The organism is Microbacterium testaceum, assembly GCF_006539145.1.
GTDB classification, from domain to species: domain Bacteria; phylum Actinomycetota; class Actinomycetes; order Actinomycetales; family Microbacteriaceae; genus Microbacterium; species Microbacterium testaceum.
This window is the reverse complement of the sequence record NZ_BJML01000001.1, coordinates 616843-638826: the sequence shown is the minus strand read 5'-3', so window position 1 is coordinate 638826 and position 21984 is coordinate 616843. Positions and strand designations below refer to the sequence as shown.

Annotated in this window: 21 protein-coding genes; 3 read left to right on the top strand and 18 right to left on the bottom strand. The window is 69.1% G+C overall.

The window, feature by feature from the left end; all coding sequences use genetic code 11:
- Positions 1–102 precede the first annotated feature (102 nt).
- A complete protein-coding gene (gene hflX / locus MTE01_RS03060) occupies positions 103–1620 on the bottom strand; it encodes a GTPase HflX (RefSeq protein WP_103210447.1) in 1518 nt (505 codons plus the stop codon).
- Positions 1621–1706: 86 nt separating this feature from the next.
- Between hflX and MTE01_RS03055 the strand changes: the two genes are divergently transcribed.
- Entirely contained in the window at positions 1707–2351 is a 645-nt protein-coding gene (locus tag MTE01_RS03055) for a class I SAM-dependent methyltransferase (RefSeq protein WP_103210445.1), read from the top strand.
- Between the two features lie 140 nt (positions 2352–2491).
- Here MTE01_RS03055 and dapF read toward each other — a convergent pair whose 3' ends face one another.
- The 4 genes from dapF to miaB are packed head-to-tail and all read right to left on the bottom strand — an operon-like array spanning position 2492 to position 6295.
- The gene (gene dapF / locus MTE01_RS03050) at positions 2492–3346 is read right to left on the bottom strand and encodes a diaminopimelate epimerase (protein ID WP_103210443.1); all 855 of its coding nucleotides are present in this window, start codon (positions 3344–3346) and stop codon (positions 2492–2494) included.
- 38 nt (positions 3347–3384) lie between these two features.
- The gene (locus MTE01_RS03045) at positions 3385–3825 is read right to left on the bottom strand and encodes a GNAT family acetyltransferase (RefSeq protein WP_141375622.1); all 441 of its coding nucleotides are present in this window, start codon (positions 3823–3825) and stop codon (positions 3385–3387) included.
- Positions 3822–4751, bottom strand: a complete 930-nt coding sequence (gene miaA, locus MTE01_RS03040) for a tRNA (adenosine(37)-N6)-dimethylallyltransferase MiaA (protein WP_103210438.1) — start codon at positions 4749–4751, stop codon at positions 3822–3824. The genes MTE01_RS03045 and miaA overlap by 4 nt, the downstream gene beginning before the upstream one ends.
- Positions 4748–6295, bottom strand: a complete 1548-nt coding sequence (gene miaB / locus MTE01_RS03035) for a tRNA (N6-isopentenyl adenosine(37)-C2)-methylthiotransferase MiaB (protein ID WP_103210435.1) — start codon at positions 6293–6295, stop codon at positions 4748–4750. The genes miaA and miaB overlap by 4 nt, the downstream gene beginning before the upstream one ends.
- Before the next feature lie 200 nt (positions 6296–6495).
- Here miaB and MTE01_RS03030 point away from each other — a divergent pair, with 200 nt between their 5' ends.
- A complete protein-coding gene (locus tag MTE01_RS03030; RefSeq protein ID WP_141375620.1) occupies positions 6496–9072 on the top strand; it encodes a helix-turn-helix transcriptional regulator in 2577 nt (858 codons plus the stop codon).
- Between the two features lie 38 nt (positions 9073–9110).
- On the opposite strand, the gene MTE01_RS03025 is transcribed toward MTE01_RS03030, so the two are convergent.
- From MTE01_RS03025 to dapA, 10 genes are all read right to left on the bottom strand, one after another.
- A complete protein-coding gene (locus MTE01_RS03025; RefSeq protein WP_246077947.1) occupies positions 9111–9989 on the bottom strand; it encodes a regulatory protein RecX in 879 nt (292 codons plus the stop codon).
- Positions 9989–11041: a recombinase RecA gene (recA, locus tag MTE01_RS03020; protein ID WP_103210431.1), complete on the bottom strand. Its 1053-nt coding sequence runs from the start codon at positions 11039–11041 to the stop codon at positions 9989–9991. The genes MTE01_RS03025 and recA overlap by 1 nt, the downstream gene beginning before the upstream one ends.
- 283 nt (positions 11042–11324) lie before the next feature.
- Positions 11325–11549 carry a DUF3046 domain-containing protein gene (locus MTE01_RS03015; RefSeq protein ID WP_103210429.1) on the bottom strand — a complete coding sequence of 75 codons (225 nt, stop codon included), beginning with the start codon at positions 11547–11549 and terminating at the stop codon, positions 11325–11327.
- A 9-nt stretch (positions 11550–11558) separates the two neighbouring features.
- Positions 11559–11867 (bottom strand): helix-turn-helix domain-containing protein, encoded by a 309-nt coding sequence (locus MTE01_RS03010; RefSeq protein ID WP_055835145.1) that lies wholly within the window; start codon positions 11865–11867, stop codon positions 11559–11561.
- Between the two features lie 172 nt (positions 11868–12039).
- Entirely contained in the window at positions 12040–12567 is a 528-nt protein-coding gene (locus tag MTE01_RS03005) for a CinA family protein (protein ID WP_103210426.1), read from the bottom strand.
- Complete coding sequence (gene pgsA, locus MTE01_RS03000; protein WP_116238384.1) at positions 12564–13151, bottom strand: CDP-diacylglycerol--glycerol-3-phosphate 3-phosphatidyltransferase; 588 nt, start codon at positions 13149–13151, stop codon at positions 12564–12566. The genes MTE01_RS03005 and pgsA overlap by 4 nt, the downstream gene beginning before the upstream one ends.
- Positions 13151–15880, bottom strand: a complete 2730-nt coding sequence (locus tag MTE01_RS02995; protein WP_116238385.1) for an FtsK/SpoIIIE family DNA translocase — start codon at positions 15878–15880, stop codon at positions 13151–13153. Before MTE01_RS02995 ends, pgsA begins: the two co-directional genes overlap by 1 nt.
- 50 nt (positions 15881–15930) lie before the next feature.
- Complete coding sequence (locus tag MTE01_RS02990; protein ID WP_116238386.1) at positions 15931–16422, bottom strand: GNAT family N-acetyltransferase; 492 nt, start codon at positions 16420–16422, stop codon at positions 15931–15933.
- 83 nt (positions 16423–16505) lie between these two features.
- The gene (locus MTE01_RS02985; protein ID WP_141375618.1) at positions 16506–18182 is read right to left on the bottom strand and encodes a ribonuclease J; all 1677 of its coding nucleotides are present in this window, start codon (positions 18180–18182) and stop codon (positions 16506–16508) included.
- A 76-nt stretch (positions 18183–18258) separates the two neighbouring features.
- Positions 18259–19236, bottom strand: a complete 978-nt coding sequence (dapA, locus tag MTE01_RS02980) for a 4-hydroxy-tetrahydrodipicolinate synthase (protein ID WP_103210415.1) — start codon at positions 19234–19236, stop codon at positions 18259–18261.
- A gap of 96 nt (positions 19237–19332) precedes the next feature.
- Here dapA and MTE01_RS02975 point away from each other — a divergent pair, with 96 nt between their 5' ends.
- Positions 19333–19869: an NUDIX domain-containing protein gene (locus tag MTE01_RS02975; protein WP_141375616.1), complete on the top strand. Its 537-nt coding sequence runs from the start codon at positions 19333–19335 to the stop codon at positions 19867–19869.
- Between the two features lie 18 nt (positions 19870–19887).
- On the opposite strand, the gene MTE01_RS02970 is transcribed toward MTE01_RS02975, so the two are convergent.
- Genes MTE01_RS02970 through MTE01_RS02960 form a run of 3 tightly spaced genes read right to left on the bottom strand, consistent with a single transcriptional unit; the run spans position 19888 to position 21948 of the window.
- Entirely contained in the window at positions 19888–20640 is a 753-nt protein-coding gene (locus MTE01_RS02970; protein WP_116238388.1) for an SDR family NAD(P)-dependent oxidoreductase, read from the bottom strand.
- Between the two features lies 1 nt (position 20641).
- Positions 20642–21142: a dihydrofolate reductase gene (locus MTE01_RS02965; protein WP_103210411.1), complete on the bottom strand. Its 501-nt coding sequence runs from the start codon at positions 21140–21142 to the stop codon at positions 20642–20644.
- Positions 21139–21948: a thymidylate synthase gene (locus MTE01_RS02960; RefSeq protein ID WP_141375614.1), complete on the bottom strand. Its 810-nt coding sequence runs from the start codon at positions 21946–21948 to the stop codon at positions 21139–21141. Before MTE01_RS02960 ends, MTE01_RS02965 begins: the two co-directional genes overlap by 4 nt.
- Positions 21949–21984 lie beyond the last annotated feature (36 nt).

Genomic DNA, 21984 nt, shown 5'->3' with positions numbered 1-21984 from the left:
GGCGCAGACAACCCTCCGGGCGGAGGCGCCCCGCGCGGCCGACGGAGGCAAAAGGGACGGGCCCCCACGCCGAAGCGCGGAGGCCCGTGATCCGACCGGGGATCAGGCTCCGAACGCGGCGAGCTCCGCCGCGAGGCGCGCGCCCACGTGAGCGTGCAGGAACGTCCCGCTCTCGCGGTGCTCCTGGGCGACGATCAATCCGCTCTCGTGCACGGCAGAGACGAGGTCGCCACGGTCGTAGGGAACGATCGCCTGCACCTCGACCGCCGGCCGCGGCAGGGCGTCCTCGATGGCGGCGCGCAGCTCCTCGATGCCCTCTCCCGTCCGGGACGAGACGAACTTCGCGTTCGGCGCGAGCCCTCGCAGCACGAGACGGTCGTCTTCGCCGACCAGGTCCGCCTTGTTGAAGACCACGATCTCCTGACCGAAGTTCGCGTCGACGTCGCCCATCACATCGCGTACCGTCATCAGCTGCGCGGCCGGGTCGGGATGCGAGGCATCGACGACGTGGAGGATGACGTCGGCGTCGCCGACCTCCTCGAGCGTGGAGCGGAACGCTTCGACGAGCTGATGCGGGAGGTTCCGAACGAAGCCGACCGTGTCGGTCAACGTGTAGACGCGGCCGTCACTCGTCTCGGAGCGACGGACCGTGGCATCCAGGGTCGCGAACAAGGCGTTCTCGACGAGCACTCCGGCGCTCGTCAGGCGGTTGAGCAGGCTCGACTTACCGGCGTTGGTGTACCCGGCGATCGCGACGGAGGGGATCGTGTGCCGCTTGCGTTCGGCGCGCTTGGCCTCGCGGGCCGGCGCGAAATCACGCAACTGCTTGCGCAGAAGCGCCATCTTCGTGCGGATGCGACGGCGATCGAGTTCGATCTTCGTCTCACCGGGACCGCGCGAACCCATGCCGGCGCCGCCCGCGCCCACCTGTCCACCGGCCTGACGCGACATGGAGTCGCCCCATCCGCGCAGGCGCGGGAGCAGGTATTCGAGCTGCGCGAGCTCGACCTGAGCCTTTCCCTCGCGACTCTTCGCATGCTGGCTGAAGATGTCGAGGATCACCGTCGTGCGATCGATCACCTTGACCTTCACGACGTCTTCGAGGGCGCGCCGCTGGCTGGGGGCCAGTTCGGTGTCGGCGATCACGGTGTCGGCACCGACGGCGGCGACGATGTCGCGCAGTTCCGCCGCCTTGCCGCGTCCGACGTAGGTCGCCGGATCCGGATGGGGCCGCCGCTGCAGCACGCCGTCGAGGACGACGGCACCGGCCGTCTCGGCCAGCGCCGACAGTTCGCGCAGCGAGTTCTCGGCATCCGCCTGCTCGCCCTGGGGGTGCACGCCGACGAGCACGACGTTCTCGAGGCGCAACTGTCGGTACTCGACCTCGGTGACGTCTTCGAGCTCGGTCGAGAGACCGGCGACGCGACGCAACGCCGCACGTTCCTCGCGGTCCCACTGGTCGCCGTCGGAGTCGCCGCCGTAGGCCGTGGTGACGTCCTGGAGAGCTTGCGCGGCACCGAAGACCCGGACCCCTCGGTGCGCTTCGGCGCGCGAGAGCACACGGTCCACCGGATCCACCGGAGACGCGTCGGTGCTCGGGGGTGTGGTCTGTTCGGTCATGGGTTCCTTCCGTTCGCGGTGTTCCCGCGTGTTCTGGCACTTTATCCGGCCCGGCGGCGTGGGGGCCGGTCGGATATCCTGGCGTGATGGGGAGCGAGCACTACTTCAGCGCGTCGCCGTCGAGTCCCGAGCAGCTCCGCCGCCTTCGCGTGACGCTGGCCGGTCGAGAACTCGAGGTGGTCACGGCCGGCGGCGTCTTCAGTCCCGACCACGTGGATGCCGGCACCTCGGTGCTGCTCGCGAACACCCCGCCCCCTCCCGCCGGTGGGCACTTCCTCGACCTGGGGTGCGGGTGGGGTCCGATCTCGCTGTCGCTGGCGCTCGCCTCACCGCACGCGACCATCTGGGCGGTCGACGTCAACGAGCGTGCTCTCGATCTCGTGAGGCGGAACGCGGATTCCCACGGCCTCCACAACATCAACGCGGTGCGGCCCGAGGATGTTCCCGACGACGTGTCGTTCCGCACCATCCGGTCCAATCCGCCGATCCGCGTCGGCAAGTCCGAGTTGCACAGCATGCTCCAGCACTGGATCCCGCGCCTCTCGGAGCGCAGCGACGGTTGGTTCGTCGTCCAGCGCAATCTCGGCTCCGACTCCCTGCAGCGCTGGCTCGCGGCGACCTTCCCGGAGGGGTACGGCGTGCAGCGCGCAGCCACCGGCCGCGGCTTCCGTGTGCTGCGCGTGCGCAAGCACGGTTCGCCGCCGAGCGAGCTCATCGACGTCGTCTCCTGACGCCGAGACTCCTCCTCGCCGCGCCGCGACCGGATGCCGCGATCGCACCGTCCGCGTTCTGTCATCCGATCGCTCGTGCGCCGATCGGGGCACCTCACGCCACCGTGTGATCTCGCGCGTCCACGAGAAGGCCGCGCGCCTCAGGCGAGCGCGACCTCGCCCGTGAACACCAGCGATGCCGGGCCCGACAGAAAGACGCGACCCTCGGCCACGCGCACGCCCAACGTTCCCCCGGGCGTATCGACGACCCAGGAGTCGGGGGCGGCCACCCCTGCCCAGTGCCGCACAGCCAGGGCTGCCGCGGCCACGCCGGTGCCGCAGCTCAGCGTCTCCCCCACTCCGCGCTCGAACACGCGCAGGCGGATCGCGCCGACCCCGTCGCGCACGAGCGGGTCGGACGGAACGACGAACTCGACGTTCGCACCGTGACGGGGAGACGGGTCGAGGACCGGCTGGTACGTGAGATCGAGCCCCTCGAGCTCCGCCTCCGAGGACAGTGCCACCACCACGTGCGGGTTGCCGACGTCGACTCCCACCCCCGGGCGCGCGACCGGCAGCCCCTTGGCGCGCACGAGCGTCTCATCGCCCTCGATCGCGTAGACGCCCAGGTCGACCTCGTAACCGCGTTCGCTGCGCGTGAGGGTCTTCACCCCCGCGCGCGTGCCGATGCGCAGCCCTCCGTCGAGCGTGGCGAGACCGGTGTCGCTCAGGTACCGGGCGAACACGCGCGTGCCGTTCCCGCACATCTCCGCCTTCGATCCGTCGGCATTGCGGTAGTCCATGAACCATTCGGCACCGGATGCCGCGGCCTCGGCGCCCTCATCGAGAGCGGCGGAACGGACAACACGCAGCAACCCGTCGGCTCCGATGCCGAAGTGACGGTCGCAGAGCACGGCGATCTGCGCGTCGGAGAGCTCGAGTTCCCCGTCGGGGTCGGCCACCACCACGAAGTCGTTGCCGGTGCCGTGCCCCTTGGTGAACGCGAGAGTCGCCATGCGCCCAGTCTAGAGAGCGGTCGCCGCGCGCTGGCCGCTCATGCCGAGGACGAGGGCCCGTCCACGACGAGCCGCTTGCCGGTCGCCCAGGTGTCGAAGGGCTCGTAGCCGAGCGCGTCGTAGAACCCACGTGCACCGGTGTTGTCGGGACGCACCATGAGCTGCACCTTGGGGCAGCCCATCGCTTCGAGCAGACGCTCCGCCTCCGCCACGAGGAGCCGACCGATTCCACGGCCACGATGCGAGGCCGCGGCGGCGAGGTAGTAGAGCCAGCCGCGGTGGCCGTCGTATCCCGCCATCACACTGCCGACGATCCGGGCGTCGTCGACCGCCACGAGGAAGAGCTCCGGCTGCACGGTCAGCTTGCGGCGGATGTCGGCGCGCGGATCGTTCCACGGACGGGTGAGACCCGCTTCTTCCCACAGCGCTACGACGGCGTCCTCATCGGTCGCCTCGAATGCCCGGATGTCGATCGTCACGATTCCTCCCCCACTCGGGATGCCAGGAGCCCGGCATCCGCGGTCCGCGCATCGACCCAGAGGGCTCCGGCATACCGCCGGAACCACGACACCTGCCGACGCGCGTAGCGCCGCGTGAGCGCCTGAGTCTCGGCGATGGCCTGGTCCCGGGTGAGTTCGCCCCGGAGGTGCCCGAGGGCCTGCGCGTATCCGATCGCCCGCCCCGCGGTCGCGCCGCGCTCGAGGCCCTCCGCGCGCAGCGCGTCGACCTCGTCGAGCAGCCCGTCCGCCCACATCCGCTCGACGCGCGCGTCGAGTAGCGGCACGAGCTCCTCGCGGTCGACGGCGGTGGCCACGATCCGGGTCGCCGGATGCCAGAACTCCGGCGCCTCGGGGAGAGCACCACCGTGCGTCTGGTCGCCCTGTGCCAGCACCTCGAGGGCGCGGACGACCCGGCGGCCATTGCGCGGGTCGATGCGCTCGGCGGCCGCGGGGTCGGCCTCGCGGAGACGTGCGAAGAGCACACCCGAACCGTGTCGCTCGAGCTCGTCCTCGAGTTCGACGCGCAGCTTCTCGTCGCGCGGGGGGAAGCGGAAGTCCCAGAGAACGCTCGAGACGTAGAGCCCCGATCCGCCCACGAGGATCGCGTCGGACCCCCGACCGTGGATCTCTCGGATCGCCGTGCGGGCGGCATCCTGATACCAGGCCACCGCGGCCTCGTCGGTGACCGCGAGCGCGTCGAAGAGATGGTGCGGGATGCCGCGACGCTCGGTCTCAGGAAGTTTGGCGGTGCCGATGTCCATGCCGCGATACAGCTGCATGGCGTCGGCGTTGACGATCTCCGCCCGCCGTCCGCGGGCGGCCACAGCCTCGGCGAGATCGAGCGAAAGACCGGTCTTGCCCGTCCCGGTCGCGCCGACGACGGCCCAGAGGACGGGCGCGGTCACACGCCGACGCGAAGGGTGGGAAGGCCCAGCGACACGGCGCGCGCCACGCCGCTCTCGCCCGCCGGCACCGGGACGCCGCAGGACTCGGCCTGCGAACGATCCCACGCGTCGCCCGCGCGCGTCCGGCGGATGCGCAGCGGTGCTCCGTCGGGGGCATCGGCGAGCAGATGGAAGGGCGCCGCGTGGGTCACCGTGACGGACACCACGTCGCCAGGGCGCGGGAGAGGCGACCCCTCCGGCAGCTCGAAGTGCACCAAGCGGTTGTCTTCGGCGCGACCGGTCAGACGGTGGGTCGAGGCGTCCTTCTTACCCTCACCGGCCGAGACGAGCACCTCGAGCGTGCGACCCAGCTGCTTCTGATTCTCCTCGGCCGCGATGCGGTCCTGCAGCGCGAGCAGGCGCTCGTAACGCTCCTGCACGACGGCCTTGGGCACCTGATCGGCCATGGTCGCTGCGGGGGTGCCCTCGCGGATCGAGTACTGGAACGTGAAGGCGCTCGAGAAGCGCGCGGCCTCGACGACCCGCAGCGTCTCTTGGAAATCCTGCTCGGTCTCACCGGGGAAGCCCACGATGATGTCGGTCGTGATGGCCGCGTTCGGAATTCGCTCGCGCACACGGTCCAGGATGCCGAGGAACTTCTCGCTACGATACGAGCGGCGCATCGCCTTGAGGATGCGATCCGAGCCCGACTGCAGCGGCATGTGCAGCTGCGGCATGACGGCGGGGGTCTCCGCCATGGCCGCGATCACGTCGTCGGTGAAGGCAGCCGGGTGAGGGCTCGTGAAACGGATGCGCTCGAGGCCCTCGATCTCGCCCGCAGCGCGCAGCAGCTTGCCGAAGGCGAGACGGTCTCCGAACTCGACGCCGTACGAGTTGACGTTCTGCCCGAGCAGGGTGACCTCGATGGCGCCGTCATCGACCAGCAGGCGGATCTCGTTCAGGATGTCGCCGGGGCGGCGGTCCTTCTCCTTCCCGCGCAGGCTCGGCACGATGCAGAAGGTGCAGGTGTTGTTGCAGCCGACCGAGATCGACACCCATCCGCTGTGGACGGAATCGCGCTTGGTCGGCAACGTCGAGGGGAAGATCTCCAGCGACTCCAGGATCTCGAGCTCGGCTTCGCCGTTGTGACGTGCACGCTCGAGCATGCCGGGCAGTGAGCCCATGTTGTGCGTGCCGAACACCACGTCGACCCATGGAGCCTTCTGCTGGACGGCCTCTTTGTCCATCTGGGCGAGGCAACCGCCGACGGCGATCTGCATCCCGGCGTGCGCATCCTTGCGCGACTTCAGGTGCCCCAGGGTTCCATAGAGCTTGCCGGCGGCGTTGTCGCGCACCGCGCAGGTGTTGATCACGACGACGTCCGCCTCGGCGCCGGCGTCCGCGCGGACGTATCCTGCACTCTCGAGCGAGCCCGAAAGCCGCTCCGAATCGTGCACATTCATCTGGCAGCCGAACGTACGGACCTCGTAGGTGCGCGGGCCATCGACACCGTGAGCGGCGGCGGACGGTTCGATGAGCGTCGGGGTCGAAACGGGGGTGGTCATGATGCGAGCAAGTCTAAACGTCGGCACCGCCTCGACCGTCTGTTCGCGTGCGATCCCCTCCCCCACGGAGCTCGCACCTTCTGGCGCATACCGGGTCAAAGGGTGCGTATTCCGGACAAGAAAGTGCGTCTCGTGTAGGTAATTTGGGGGACACGTCACCGCCTACAAGATCCACGGGCGGTCTCCGGGGGGAGAAGAGTATGGGGGAAGACCGTTCGACGAAGTGGTCGAGAGGGCTGGTCGGAACGGACCGGGATGCTGCGGCGCTGGCGAAGCGAGCTCGAGGCGGCACATCGCTGGTGCTGGCGGGTCCGCGCGGGAGCGGACGAAGCTATCTTCTGCGCACCATCGCCGCAGAACTGAAGCGGCACGACGCTCTTGCTGTCGAGCTGCGGACGTCCTGCGCGCTGTCGAACGTCGAGTTCGGAGCCATCGACGCCTCCGGGCACGTCGGGCTCCGCGCCCTCAGCGAGCACACCGCCACGAGCGTCGTCGAGGGTGTGGCGGTCGTCGACGATGTCGACTCGCTCGATGTCGCGTCGACGCGGGCCCTCGCCCGAGGCATCGCCGCGGGTCGGGTGACGGCGGTCGTGGGGATGCGTACGGCGCGCGCTCGATCGCTCTCCCGCCCTGACGATTCGGACATCGTGCGCCGTACTGTTCTCGACCTCTGGCTCGACGGTCTCGCACGCCGGATCGACCTCGCCGAGCTCAGCACAGACGACGCCCTCGATATGATCGCCCTCTTCCCGGGCGCCGATCTGCTGGACAACACGACCCGCGCCGCGATCGCGTGGCGAGCCGACGGGTCCCGGACCCTTCTACGACAGCTGATCATCGAGGCGATCGCCGCGGCGCGCATCGGGCGCGACCCGCTGACCGCGTTGCAGACCGTGGCTCGGCACAGCCGGCTCGCCGTCGCGCTCTCGGAACACGTCGCCGACTTCCCCCGGGAGGACCTCGCCTGCCTCGCGGGAGTGCGGCGGCTCCCCCACCTCGAACTCGCCGTCGCCACACGACTTTTCGATGCCGAGAGCGTGCAAGCACTCGTCGCGACGGGGCTCCTGCACGCCGACGCCTCCGTCGATCGCCGCCTCACCGCCAACGACCTCGTCGCCCAGGAGGCGCAGAGACAGCTCGGCCCATCCATGATCGACGCACTGGTGGAGGCGGCCGGCACGCGCATGCTGACCGAGGCGGAGGAATGGTGGAGCTCGATCATCGCCGTCTCTGTGTCGGAGCGCTGGCACCGGCTCGGCGTCGGCGCCTCCGGTGAGGAGGCGTACTCCCCCGAGCTGCGCGCCCGCGTCGCGCTGGACGCTGCTCGCGAAGCCAACGACCGGGGCGACACCGCGCACGCCGCTGCACACGCCGCGCGGGGCCTGCGGGCGGTGGAGGACCCCGAACTCCGGCTCGAAGCGCGCCTTGCCACCCCCGATGACCCGGGCATGTCGCCCGAGCCCGCGCAGACCGCCGGCACGCAGACGCGCCGTCGCATCGCACGATCCCGCGCTGCGCGTGTCGCTCGTGGAACGGCCGAGGACCGCGCCACCGTGTCGACGATCGCGGACGGCCGGATCGATGCGCTGCTCGAAGACGCTGCGGGCGCGGTCGCCGACATGGACGGGGCGCGGGCCGCGACGGTGGCGGAGCACGCGCTGACCGAGCCCTCCGCGACCCCCGCGGCCCGGCTCCGTGCCCTCATCGCGGCCGGATCCGCGCAGACTTTCCGCGGAGACTGGCGCCGCGCCCAGGAGCACTACCGAGCGATCGAGCGGATCCTCGACGCTCGTCAACGTCCGGAGGGTATCGGCGTGCGCGACCGTCTCAGGGCGCTGTTGAGCATGCTTGCCGGCCACCAGATCGCGGGCGCCGACGGCACGGCAATACACAAGCGTCTCGAGGACGAAGTGCGCATCACGGCCAGAGAAGGGGAGTCCGAGGACCTCTCCATCGCCGGGGCCGCCTCCGCGATCGCCCTCGCCTGCATCGGCCGTCCGGAGGCCTCGCAGCGGGAACTCGCCACCGCGCTCTCGCGGGAGCCGTCGGCGATGACGCCGCTGGACGCGACCATGATCGGGCTCGCCGTTGCGGACGAGCTGGCGACGGCGGGCCGCACGGAAGAGGCTCGATCGATGCTGAACCGTCTGCGAACAGGACCCGCGCCGCTCCTGGTGCGCAGCCGTCTGTACGTGGAGACGACGATTCTCACGGCGGAGGGACGCACCGACGAGGCGCGGCAGGCCGTCCGCGCCGCGGCGGACCTCTCGTGTGGCCGCTCTGCCGCCGCACTACGCGTCCGAGACTTGTTCCGGCTGATCACGCTGGGAGAGGCGAAAGAGGCGGAAATCGACGAGCTCGTCCAGCTCGCGGCGACCACCGACCTCCCTCTCGCCGTCGCGGCCGTCCGTCGGGTGGCGGCCCGCACCAGCGAAGAAGAGCTGCTCCCGGTCGATGAGCTCCGGCTGCACGGCCTGTGGTCTGCCCCGGACGCGCCCGAGTCCCAGCCCCCTGTCGCCATCCCGCGGGGAACCATGCATGGCCTCCCCGAGGAGGCTGTCGAGGAGCTGACCACGCGAGAGCGCGAGATCGCACTCTTGGCCGACGAGGGTCTCACCAACCGCGAGATCGCTACGCGCCTGTTCTTGTCGATCCGTACCGTGGAGTCGCACGTCTACCAGGCGCGGATGAAGGTCGGAGCGCCCTCGCGGCGAGAGCTCGGTCGGGTCGTGGCCGCCGTGTCCGGCGGCGGCTCGGGGGCCGGCGTCGCCCACTGAGGTTCCGAGAACCGGCGTCGACGACGAGTGCCCCGACGTCACTGGTCGGGGCTGAACCTCACGCCCGACGACGGCCGCGAGAACGACCGGCTACGCCCGATCCCGGCTTCTTCGAGGGCTGTCCTCGCGGCCGGGAGAGCTACCGACGACGGGTACCCGCGCCGCGACAGCTGGCCCGCGAGCCTCCGCAGGGCGGCGTCGTACTCCTTGCCCTCCACCCCACGAACCTTCGACCGCGCGAAGTCGAGCGCACGTTCGGCGTCGTCGTCGGGAAGAGCGGCGAGGGTCTCTTCGGCTACCTCCCTCGGGATGCCGCGCTTGCGCAGCGTCTCAGCGACGGCGCGCCGCCCCTCGCCTTTGCGCTCGACGGCTGACATCGCGAGTTGCTCGGCGAACGCCGCGTCGTCGAGGTACCCGAGGTCGACGAAGTGGTCGACGAGTTCGTCCGCAAGGGAATCATCGGCACCATCGACGCCGCGCACGACGGCACGCGCCTCGGACAGCGAAAGAGATCGAGAACGGAGCTTGCGCAGAAGTATCGCCTCCGCCTGTTCACGAATCTCGACCCGGCCCGGCGACGATCCTGCGTCGTCGCGGTCGTCATCGACGACCGAGAGGTGGGGACGGCCGACGCCGGGCGTCGCCGTCACCTCGGCTCGGGGCATTCCGCCCGGTGTGTCCTCGACGACCTGCCGACGCGAGGGGTGCTCTCCACCCGGCTGTGCACCCGTGCCGAAGAGAGGGATGATGGGAGCGAGGCGGGTGTCGTCGACGGCCTGAATCCCATCGCGCACCGAGAACTCCTCGAGACTGCCCCCGTCTTTCGACTTGTCCCGCTCGTCGGCGTCAGCGAAGCTCCGGTCGTCACCCGCTCCCGCGGAGGGCCGACGACCGGGGCTCCACGTGTCGTCGGTCATCAGGCCGGGCGCCGCGCGGCAAGCTCGTCGTCTGCCGGCGCACTGGCAACGGGAGCGCCACCGATGCCCATCTTGGTTTTGATCTTCGTCTCGATCTCTTCCGCGATATCGGGGTTCTTGATGAGGAAATTGCGCGCGTTCTCTTTGCCCTGACCGAGCTGCTCGCCATCGTAGGTGTACCAGGCGCCCGACTTCTTGACGATGGCGTGCTCGACCCCGAAGTCGATGAGGCTTCCCTCACGCGAGATACCCACGCCGTAGAGAATGTCGAACTCCGCCTGCTTGAACGGCGGCGCCATCTTGTTCTTGACGACCTTGACGCGCGTGCGGTTACCTACGGCCTCGGTACCGTCCTTCAGCGTCTCGATGCGACGGATGTCGAGTCGCACCGACGCGTAGAACTTGAGCGCCTTTCCACCGGCCGTGGTCTCGGGCGAGCCGAAGAAGACGCCGATCTTCTCGCGCAGCTGGTTGATGAAGATCGCCGTCGTCTTCGTGGTGTTCAGACCACCGGTGAGCTTTCGCAGCGCCTGCGACATGAGGCGAGCCTGCAGGCCGACGTGCGAGTCGCCCATCTCACCCTTGATCTCGGCCTCGGGAACCAGGGCGGCGACCGAGTCGATGACGACGAGATCGATCGCGCCGGAGCGGATCAGCATGTCGGCGATCTCGAGCGCCTGCTCACCGGTGTCGGGCTGAGACACGAGAAGGGCGTCGATGTCGACGCCGAGCTTCTTCGCGTATTCGGGGTCGAGAGCGTGCTCAGCATCGATGAAAGCGGCGATGCCGCCCGCGCGCTGGGCGTTGGCGATCGCGTGAAGCGTCAACGTGGTCTTTCCCGACGACTCCGGGCCGTAGATCTCGATGATGCGGCCGCGAGGCAGACCGCCGATGCCGAGGGCAACGTCGAGAGCGACGGAGCCCGTGGGAATGGTCTCGATGGGCGCACGATCGTCGCTGCCCAGTCGCATGACCGAGCCCTTTCCGAACTGACGGTCGATCTGAGCCAGCGCGGACTCGAGGGCCTTTTCGCGCTCTGCGGGTGAGGGCATGACGTCTTCTTTCTTCTCGCGTTCCGGTCGCCTATAGGCTGTCGAGCCTCCCACCGACGGTGGGCCTGCCCGACAAGGCGTTCAGGGTGTCGTTCGACGTTTCCCACGTTAGAGAGGGCCTCCGACATCGGCTGCGGAGAAGCCCCTAACTGGGGAGACGTCAGGAACGAAACCTGATGTGCAGGAGCCTACGCCCGTATCGAACGTAGATTCGATGACACGCCGACGAGCAGACACCGAGAGCCGAAATCCTCAGCGGCGCGCCGCAGCGGACGCGAACGGGTCAGGAGCGCCGCGGTTCCAGCCGGCCGACTCCGTAACGACGATCAGCGGGGACGTCGGTCTCTTCGCACAGCGCGAGCCAGACGTCGCGCGGATCGACGCCGGCGGAGAGAGCGTCGACGCTCGTACGCCCACCCACGGCCGACAGCACAAGGTCTGTCAACAGCGAGCCGCCTCGTGCGCCGAACTCATCACTGACGGCGCGGTCGAACTCACTACGACGCACGAGCGTCGATCAGCGGAGCGAGAGCTCGGGCTCGACGGAGGCGACGAGCTCGTCGGGCACCACGTCGGGGAAGGTCTGGAGGCCTTCGAGCACCGAGAGTCGATCGCCGACTTCACGCATGATGGTCGAGATGGGGACGTCGAGGGCTTCCGCGACCGACGCGAGGATCTCGCTCGACGCCTCCTTCTGCCCGCGCTCGACCTCGCTGAGGTAGCCGAGGGCCACACTCGCACGGCTGGCGACCTGGCGGAGGGTACGACCCTTCTGCTGGCGGAGGTCACGCAGGACTTCGCCGATCTCTTGACGAACCAGGATCATGTTGGGGCCCTCCTCACTGCTGATTCCGTCGCCGTCCGCTGTGAACGACTGTGAAACACCTTCTGTGGTCACCCTAATGCCGCGCGCTGTGCACCGGATGGGAATCGTGAGACAAAACCGGGATGTGCCATGATTTGTTCCCGCTTTTTTCGAAGCCGGAAAGCGGGTGTCGTCACAGGGCGGCCAATGCGCGACGGATCGCGAGATGGGCCGTCTCGCGGCGGATGCGCTCGCGGTCGCCGGCGATGACGAGCGAGTCCACCCGGGTGCCCAGCGGCGTGGACACCGCGATGTGCACGGTGCCGACCGGCTGACCGTCCTGCTCCTCCGGGCCGGCGACGCCGGTGGTCGCGATCCCGACATCGGTCGGCACGCCGTCCCGGCCCAGAACGTCTCTCACCCCGCGGGCCATCTGGCGCGCTACGCGCGGGTGCACGGCCCCGTGCGCCTCCAGGAGCGTCTGGTCGACGCCGAGCAGACCATGCTTCAGGTCGGTCGCATAGGCGACCACTCCCCCTCGCACGGCACGCGAGGCGCCCGGGATGTCGACGAGCGCCGAGACCACAAGTCCTCCGGTGAGCGACTCCGCAACGCCGACCGTCCATCCCAGCTCGACGAGCCGTTCCAGCAGCACCGACGCGCTCTCGCGAGGCGTGCGGACGAGGGTCTCGTCGAGGTCGTCGGGCACGCCGTCGATCACCGCGCGCCTCGCTTCGCCCGCGCCGCCCGGACCTCGGTCGCGACGTAATCGAGACCCGAAGCGATCGTCAGGATGACCGCGATCGTCATCGTGATGACGCTCCCCCACCAGACGGTGGCCTGCCAGGCGCTCGCATCAGACAGAGACGCGAACGGGAGCAGAGCGATCGAGAGAGCGATGGCTTGGAAGACGGTTTTGAGCTTGCCCATCCAGGCGGCCGCCAGGACATGGTCGTTGACCACGAGGAAGCGATAGACGGTGATACCGATCTCACGCACAAGCACGACGATGGTGATCCACCAGGGAAGCTCGCCCAGGATCGAGAGACCGATGAAGGCGAGTCCGGTGAGAGCTTTATCGGCGATGGGGTCGAGAAGCTTGCCCAGGTCGCTGACGATGTCGTACTTGCGGGCGATGTATCCGTCGACGCCGTCGGTGGCGATCGCCACGATGAACAGCACCGCCGCGGCCCAACGGAGGCCGCCGCCAGAGCCCGCATCGGCCAGCAGCAGCCAAAGGAATATCGGCGCGCAGACGATGCGCGCGACGGTGATCGCGTTGGGCAACTGAGGGTGCACGGCCATCAGTCGCGCCCCGTCAGCTGCCACGCGTCTTCGGAGCCTTCTTCGTCGTCGGCGTTCACCACGGGAAGACCGGCGAACTGCGCCTCGACGGGATCGGAGCCGTAACGGTCGTCGGCCCCTGGCGCCGGAGCGGCTGGAGCGTCGTCGCCCCGTAGTCGCGCGAGCACCGCGGGGAGTTGTTCGTTGGTCACCATGACGTCGCGCGCTTTCGAACCCTCGGACGGCCCGACGATCTCTCGGGACTCCAGGAGGTCCATGAGGCGGCCGGCCTTGGCGAAGCCGACGCGGAGCTTGCGCTGCAGCATCGAGGTCGAGCCGAACTGGGTCGACACGACGAGTTCGGCGGCGGCGAGCAGCAATTCGAGGTCGTCACCGATGTCGGCATCGATCTCTTTCTTCTCGGCCGCGGCCTGCACGTCGGAACGGTACTCGGGACGCGCTTGCTGCGTGACGTGCGCGACGACCTTCTCGATCTCCTGCTCGCTCACCCACGCGCCCTGAACGCGGAGGGCCTTGGAGGCCCCCATGGGCAGGAAGAGACCGTCGCCCTGTCCGATCAGACGGTCGGCACCGGGCTGGTCGAGGATGACGCGGGAATCGGTGACGCTGGTCACCGCGAAGGCGAGGCGCGAGGGCACGTTCGCCTTGATGAGACCGGTCACGACGTCCACCGATGGACGCTGGGTGGCGAGGACGAGGTGGATGCCGCTGGCCCGGGCCAGCTGCGTGATACGCACGATCGAGTCCTCGACGTCACGCGGTGCGACCATCATGAGGTCGGCGAGCTCGTCGACGACGACCAGCAGGTAAGGGTAGGGCTTGAGGACGCGCTCGCTACCGGCTGGCAGCGTGATCTCGCCGGCGACCACGGCACGGTTGAAGTCGTCGATGTGCCGGAAGCCGAACGACGCCAGGTCGTCGTATCGCATGTCCATCTCTTTCACGACCCACTGCAGCGCCTCGGCCGCCTTCTTGGGGTTCGTGATGATGGGGGTGATCAGGTGCGGAACACCCGCGTACGACGTGAGCTCGACGCGCTTCGGATCGATCAGCACCATTCGAACGTCGGACGGTTTGGCGCGCATGAGGAGGCTCGTGATCATCGAGTTGACGAAACTCGACTTTCCCGAGCCGGTGGAACCGGCCACCAGAAGGTGCGGCATCTTCGCGAGGTTCGCGACCACGAACCCGCCTCCGACGTCTTTGCCCACACCGATCGTCATCGGATGCGTCGACGAGGTCGCGGCATCCGAGCGGAGGATGTCGCCCAGGGTCACGATCTCGCGGTCGGCATTGGGAATCTCGACACCGATCGCGCTCTTGCCCGGGATGGGCGCGAGGATGCGTACCTCGTTGGAGGCCACGGCATAGGCGATGTTGTTGGTCAGTGCAGTGATGCGCTCGACCTTGACGCCCGGGCCGACCTCGATCTCGTACTGTGTCACGGTCGGGCCGCGCGAGAAACCGGTCACGCGTGCGTCGACCTTGAACTGCTCCATGACGCTCTCGATGGCCTTGACCACGGCGTCGTTCGCGGCCGAGCGCGCCTTGGGCGGCGTTCCGGCGGCGAGAGCGGTGACCGCGGGCAGGCGGTAGTTCGCCGCGGGGGGCGCACCGGCGTGATCGCCGCCCAGGCCCGAGATCCCGGGCAGGTCGTCGTCGGCGGACTCTCCGAGAGGCGAGTCGTCGTGCAGACCGCGGCCGGTAGCGGCACCCGCGAGTGCCGTGGCATCGAAGACCTCGGTCAGAGCGTCGGGTGTCGGAGGCAACGGCGGCGGCGTCGGACGGGTGGTCGACTCGGGCTCGACCACGGCGGATTCGAAACCCCCCTGCGTCGTTCCGGGCGACAACAGCTCTGTCAGGTCATTCGACCCGAGAGACCCATCGGTCTCTTCTTCACGACCGGTCTTGTTGCGACGCCACCACGGCAGCGATTTCTCGCTCGACTCCTCGTCGGAGTCATCGACGGGCAGCACCTGCGTCGCCGTCGCGTCGTCGCGCTCCGCCCGCTCGGCCCCGAACATCCAGGCGTAGAGGTCGCCCAGACGGCGGCCGATGCGGTTCGGCGGCGTCTTGGTGAGGATGAGGATGCTCAGAACCGCGAGCAGCGAGAGGGCGATGTAGGCCCCGACGTTCGTGAGCACGAGAGCGAGCGGTTCACCCACGATCCAGCCGGCGAGCCCGCCCGCGGGGCTCAGCGCGGGCAGACCCCCGACGTTGGGAGCGGGGCGATCGCCGGCGACGTGGCAGAACCCTGCCACCGTCACGATGAACAGGGCGAAACCGATGCCCACGCGCCCGTTGTCGTGCACCGACGCCGGATGCCGGAACAGCCAGCCCGCGAGCAGAAGCAGCAGCACCGGCAGAACGAAAGCGACCCGACCCACCAGTCCGCCGAAGCTGTATGCACTGATCAGCGCAGCGGCATCCGTCCCGATGAAGAACCACTCGACCACCGCGCCGAGAGCTGCGAGCACCACGAGAAAGAACGGGAAGCCGTCCCGACGCTGATCGCGCTCGAGGTTCTCGGGCCCGAAAGCGCGGAACATGCCGCCGACGCCGTGGGCGACGGCCATCCACGCACGGACCGCAGCGGCGGGCTTCTCAGGCTCGTCGACGTAGCGTTTGGGTGCCGGAGCGGCGCGCTTCGACGCGGGGGCGGCGGCCTTCGCGCGCGACGACCCCTTGGCGGGAGCGCGGCCGCCGGACGGTGACGAGGTACGAGGCATTCCTCCACGGTAGGCCGGACCTCCGACATTCCGGGGTACCGACGCGGACTTCAGGCCAGGCGCTTGACCATGACGTCGCGCCCCATCCCCTTCCGCACCACAGCGAAGCCCTCGGACCGGTACAGCGACACCGCGAAATTGTCGCGCTCGACGCTCAAGCTGATCCGCGCGTACCCCTGTGCGCGGGCGTGGTCGACGAGGCGCTGCAGCAGCGCGCGCCCGGTGCCGTGCGCGCGCCAGACGGGGCGCACACCGATGATGAGCTCGGGTACCCCCGTACCGACCCACCCGAAGCCGGGCTCGTCACGCGGAAGCATGCGGTACCACGCCGCCCCGACGGGCTCGCCGCTCGGCGACTCGGCGACGAATCCCGCATCCCCGGGACGCATCCACCCCGAGATGTACCGACGGTGCTCCGCGCTGCTCACGATCTCGTGACGCGGCCTCGAGACACCGGCACGCCAGGTGGCGGCCTCCACCGTCATGTCGGCGAGGAAGGCGCCGTCTGAGGGGAGCGCCGCACGGATCGGGAGACCGGGCATGCCCGCATGATATCGAGCGTCGTCCGCGCGCGGGGCGGGAACGACGAAGCGCCGCGGGCGAACCCGCGGCGCTTCGAGGCGGATCAGGCCTCGATGACCATCGGCACGATCATGGGCCGACGACGAAGCGACTGATTGACCCAGCGTCCGATCGTGCGGCGGACCACCTGCGAGAGAGCATGGTTGTCGCTGACGCCCGACTTCGCCGCCTCGGCCAGCGCCGCGGCGATCTTCGGTTTGACGCTGTCGAAGACCTTGTCGTCTTCCGCGACACCTCGCGCGTGGATGTCGGGGCCGGAGACGATCTTGCCGGTCGCCGAGTCGACGACGACGATGACCGAGATGAAGCCCTCTTCGCCGAGGATGCGGCGGTCCTTGAGGTCGGCATCCGTGATCTCGCCGACCGACGAGCCGTCGACGTAGACGAAGCCGATGTCCATCTGACCGACGACCTTCGCGACGCCGTCGCGCAGGTCGACGACCGTGCCGTTCTCACCGAGGATCGTGTTCTCCTCGGCGATACCGGTCTCACGCGCGAGCTTGGCATTGGCCATGAGGTGGCGGTACTCGCCGTGCACGGGCAGCACGTTCTTGGGCTTGAGGATGTTGTAGCAGTAGAGCAGCTCGCCGGCAGCAGCGTGGCCCGAGACGTGCACCTTGGCGTTGCCCTTGTGCACCACGGTCGCCCCGAGCTTCGTCAGACCGTCGATCACACGGTAGATCGCGTTCTCGTTCCCGGGGATCTGGCTGGATGCCAGGATGATCGTGTCGCCCTCGCCCGGCTCGATCGCGTGGTCGAGGTTGGCCATGCGACTGAGCACGGCCATCGGCTCACCCTGCGAACCGGTCGACATGTAGACGATCTGGTCGTCGGGAAGATCGCGCGCCTTCTTGTAGTCGATCAGCACGCCATCGGGGACGTTCAAGTAGCCCAGATCGGCCGCGATGCCCATGTTGCGCACCATACTGCGACCGAGGAGCGCGACGCGGCGGCCGTTCGCGTGGGCGGCGTCGAGCACCTGCTGCACGCGGTGCACGTGGCTCGAGAAGCTCGCGACCACCACGCGACGCGGAGCGCGGGCGATGACCTGGTCGAGCACGGGACCGATGCCCCGCTCCGTGGGGGTGAACCCGGGGACGTCGGCGTTGGTGGAGTCGACGAGGAAGAGGTCGACGCCCTCCTCACCCAAGCGGGCGAAGGCACGGAGGTCGGTGATCCGACCGTCGAGGGGCAGCTGGTCCATCTTGAAGTCGCCCGTGGCCAGCACGAGACCCGCGGGCGTGCGGATCGCGACCGCGAGGGCATCGGGGATGGAGTGGTTCACGGCGATGAACTCGAGATCGAACGGGCCGACCTTCTCGAGCTGGCCTTCTTTCACCGTCAGGGTGTACGGCCGGATGCGGTGCTCTTTGAGCTTCGCCTCGATGAGCGCCAGCGTGAGGCCGGAACCGATGAGGGGGATGTCGCTCTTGAGCTTCAGCAGGTAGGGAACCGCGCCGATGTGGTCTTCGTGTCCGTGCGTCAGCACGACGCCGACGATGTCGTCGAGGCGGTGCTTGATGGGCTCGAAGTCGGGCAGGATCAGGTCGACGCCGGGCTGGTGCTCCTCGGGGAACAGCACACCGCAGTCGACGACGAGCAGCTTCCCGTCGTACTCGAACACGGTCATGTTGCGGCCGACTTCGCCGAGACCGCCGAGCGGGATGACGCGGAGGGTTCCGGCGGCCAGCGCCGGCGGGTCGAGCGGGGTAGTGGGCATATGAGCCTCCTCGGATGCCGCCTCGCGGCATCCCTTCGTGTGGCGTCCCTGGCCGCGGTTCGGCGGACGCCGATGCTTATCTCGTGGTGCCGTGCACCTTCGGCAGGGCACCGCCGGCGGCCGCGTTGCGGTCGGGGCGGAAGTTGGAGAAGTCGGCGCCGGCCACGTCCTTCACCAGGGCCAGCTCGTCTTCGATGACGGCGGCTTCCCACTCCTCCGGCCCGACGAGGGGCAGGCGGACGCGCGGGCTGCCGATGCGGCCGAGGCCGTGCAGGATGTACTTCGCCGCGACCGTGCCGGGCACGTGCGTCATGACGGCGCGGACCAGCGGCTCGAGACTCTTGTGCGCGGCCGTGGCCGAGGCCAGATCGCCCGCGTTCACGGCGTCCACGATCGTGCGGTAGGGCGTCGCGGTGATGTTCGCCGTCACACCGATGAGACCGGAAGCCCCGATCGACAGGTGCGGCAGCACGTTGGCGTCGTCTCCCGAGAAGTACATGAGGTCGGTCTGGTTCAGCACGCGGCTGACCTCGCTGAAGTCGCCCTTGGCGTCCTTGATGGCGAGGATGTTCGGGTGCTTGGCGAGACGCAGGATCGTCTCGTACTTGATGGGCACACCGGTTCGACCGGGAATGTCGTAGAGGATCACCGGCAGGTCGGTCGCGTCCGCGACGAGACGGAAGTGCGTCAGGATGCCGGCCTGCGTGGGCTTGTTGTAGTACGGCGTGACGATCATGATGCCGTCGGCGCCGGCCTTCTCGCTCGCCTTGTAGAGCTCGATCGCGTGCGCGGTCTCGTTCGACCCGCCGCCCGTGATGATCTTGGCGCGACCGGCCGAGACGCTCTTGCCGACCTCGACGAGACGCAGCTTCTCGGGATCGGTGAGGGTGGAGGTCTCACCCGTGGTGCCGGTGACGACGATGCCGTCCGCCCCCGCGGTGATCACGTCGTCGATGTGCTTCTCGGTGGCGGGCCAATCGACTTCGCCGTCGGCGGTCATCGGGGTGATGAGCGCGACGAGCACCTGACCGAAGGGATTGCCGGAGTGCGTCATGGCTCCAGGGTATCGGTTCACGAGGAGACGCCCTCGGCGTCTTCCACGGCGCGGGTGAACAATGCGTGACGGCGGTGACGTCCTAGGGTGGGCGTCATGGCCTGGACGACCCGCTCGACGCGCACCGTCTACGAGAACCGCTGGATCCACGTGCGCGAAGACGAGGTGACCGGTCCCCACGGCGACGGCATCTACGGCGTCGTGCGGATGCAGCACCCCGCGGTGTTCGTGGTGGCTCTCGACGAGCGAGAACGCGTGTGCTTCGTCGAGCTCGAGCGGTACACGACCGGCCGCTCGCTGGAGGTCCCCGCGGGCGGTTCCGACGGAGAGGACCCGCTCCACGCCGCGAAGCGCGAGCTGCTCGAGGAGACCGGGGTCACGGCGTCGGACTGGAGTTCCCTCGGCCGGATGAACGCCCTGAACGGCATCGCCGATGCCCCGGAGTACGTGTTTCTCGCGCGCGGGCTGACGATGACGGATGCCGCGGTCTCACAGCGCGAGGAGGGCATAGACGCCGTGCGGTGGATTCCGTTCGCCGAGGCGCTCGAACTCGTCGCGAGCGGAGAGGTGTCGGACGGCGAGACGATCGGCGCGCTCGCTCTGGCGGGTATCCGCCTCGGGCGCTTCCGCTGACTCTCCGCCCAGGACGCGTCAGCGCCCGCGCGAGGCGGCACGCACCACGACCGCATCGGGCAGCAGACGCGAGGCCGCGACGAGCGCTGTGTACCGCCACGACGGCACCGAGACCGAGCGGCCGCGCGCGGCGTCGCGGAGACCTTCGCGGACGACCTTGTCGGCATCGAGCCACATGCCCGCGGGAACACCCTCGTGACCCGGGGGCAGGCCGAGCCGTTCATGGAAACTGGTGTGGACGAAGCCGGGGCACACCGCGGTGACGGTGACACCGCGAGGCCGGTAGACGACGTTGGCCCAGCGGCTGAACGAGATGAGCCAACCTTTCACCGCGCCGTAGGTTCCGCGCGGCACGAACCCGGCCACCGAGGCCACGTTCACGATGCGACCGCTCCCCCGCTCGAGCATCGCGGGCAGCGCGGCGTGCATGAGTCTCATCGCGGCTTCGACGTGCAGGCGCAGGTGCCGCACCTCGACGGCGACATCGTTCTCTTCGAAGGCGAGGTCGAGCCCGAATCCCGCGTTGTTGACGAGCACGTCGACGCCCGCGGCGAGGCGTTTCTCGACCGCGGCGAGCGCGCCGTCGTCGAGGAGATCGGCGGCGAGCACGTGGACGTCGACGCCCGAGCGCGCTCGGATGTCCCCCGCCACCCGTTCCAGGGCCGCGCCGTCGCGAGCGACCAGCACGAGGTCGGCACCGCGGGCGGCGAGCTGACGTGCGAACTCGGCGCCCAAGCCCGAGCTGGCCCCCGTGACGAGCGCGACGGCCACGTCAGGCGCCCGCTCGCCGGTAGGTCTCGAAGCGGTAGCGGATGCCGCTCGCCGAGGTGTGCCAGCCCTCGGCGGGGTCGGCGGTCTCGAGCGTCCACCCGTCGATCGAGGGAGCGAACGTGTCGCCGTCGACCTCGACGTCGAGACGCGTGAGTTCGAGAACATCGGCGCGATGGATCGCTTCCGCGTAGAGCCGGCCTCCGCCCATCACCCAGATGGCGTCGCCGTGCGCCCGGGCGAGCGCATCGTCGAGCGAGGACGCTCGCTCGGCGCCCTCCTCCGCCCACCCGTCCGAGCGGGTGACGACGAGGTTCCGACGCCCCGGAAGGGGGCGGAACCGCGGCGGGAGCGACTCCCACGTGCGCCGGCCCATGACCACGTCGGATACCCCGGTCACCGCGCGGAAGTGCGCGAGATCTTCGGGGACGTGCCACGGCATCCCTCCGTCGGCACCGATCACGCCGCCGTGCGCCTGCGCCCACACGAGCCCGACGGTGGTCATACCGCGACGGCTCCGCGGATGGCGGGGTGGTGCTGGTAGTCCTCGATCACGATGTCGTCGTAGCGGTAGTCGAAGATCGACTCCGGCTTCCGGGCGAACCGCAGCGTCGGGGCCGGGTACGGCTCACGCGTCAGCTGCTCTCGCACCTGTTCGCGGTGGTTGTCGTAGACATGGCAGTCACCGCCGGTCCACACGAACTCGCCGGGCTCGAGGCCCGTCTGCTGCGCGACCATGAGCGTCAGCAGCGCGTACGAGGCGATGTTGAAGGGCACCCCGAGGAACATGTCGGCGCTGCGCTGGAAGAGCTGACACGACAGCTTTCCGTCGGCGACGTAGAACTGGAACAGTGCGTGGCACGGGGCGAGGGCCATGTCGGGGATGTCGGCGGGGTTCCACGCGGACACGATCAGACGGCGCGAGTCGGGGTCACGGCGGATCTGCTCGACGACCTGCGCGATCTGGTCGATCGTGCCGCCGTCGGCGGTGGGCCAGGAGCGCCACTGCACACCGTAGACGGGTCCGAGTTCGCCGTCGGCGTCGGCCCACTCGTCCCAGATGGTGACGCCGTTGTCTTTCAGCCACGAGACGTTGGATTCGCCGCGCAGGAACCACAGCAGCTCGTACACGATCGACTTCAGGTGCACGCGTTTGGTCGTGATCAGCGGGAAGCCCTCGGCGAGGTCGAAGCGGATCTGACGCCCGAACACGCTCGTGGTGCCCGTGCCGGTGCGATCGGACTTGTGCACGCCCGTCTCGAGAACGTCGCGGAGCAGGTCTTCGTAGGGCGTCGGGATGTCGGCGGTCACGGCCCTCACGATACCCGCGACGAGCTCTCGTCGGGG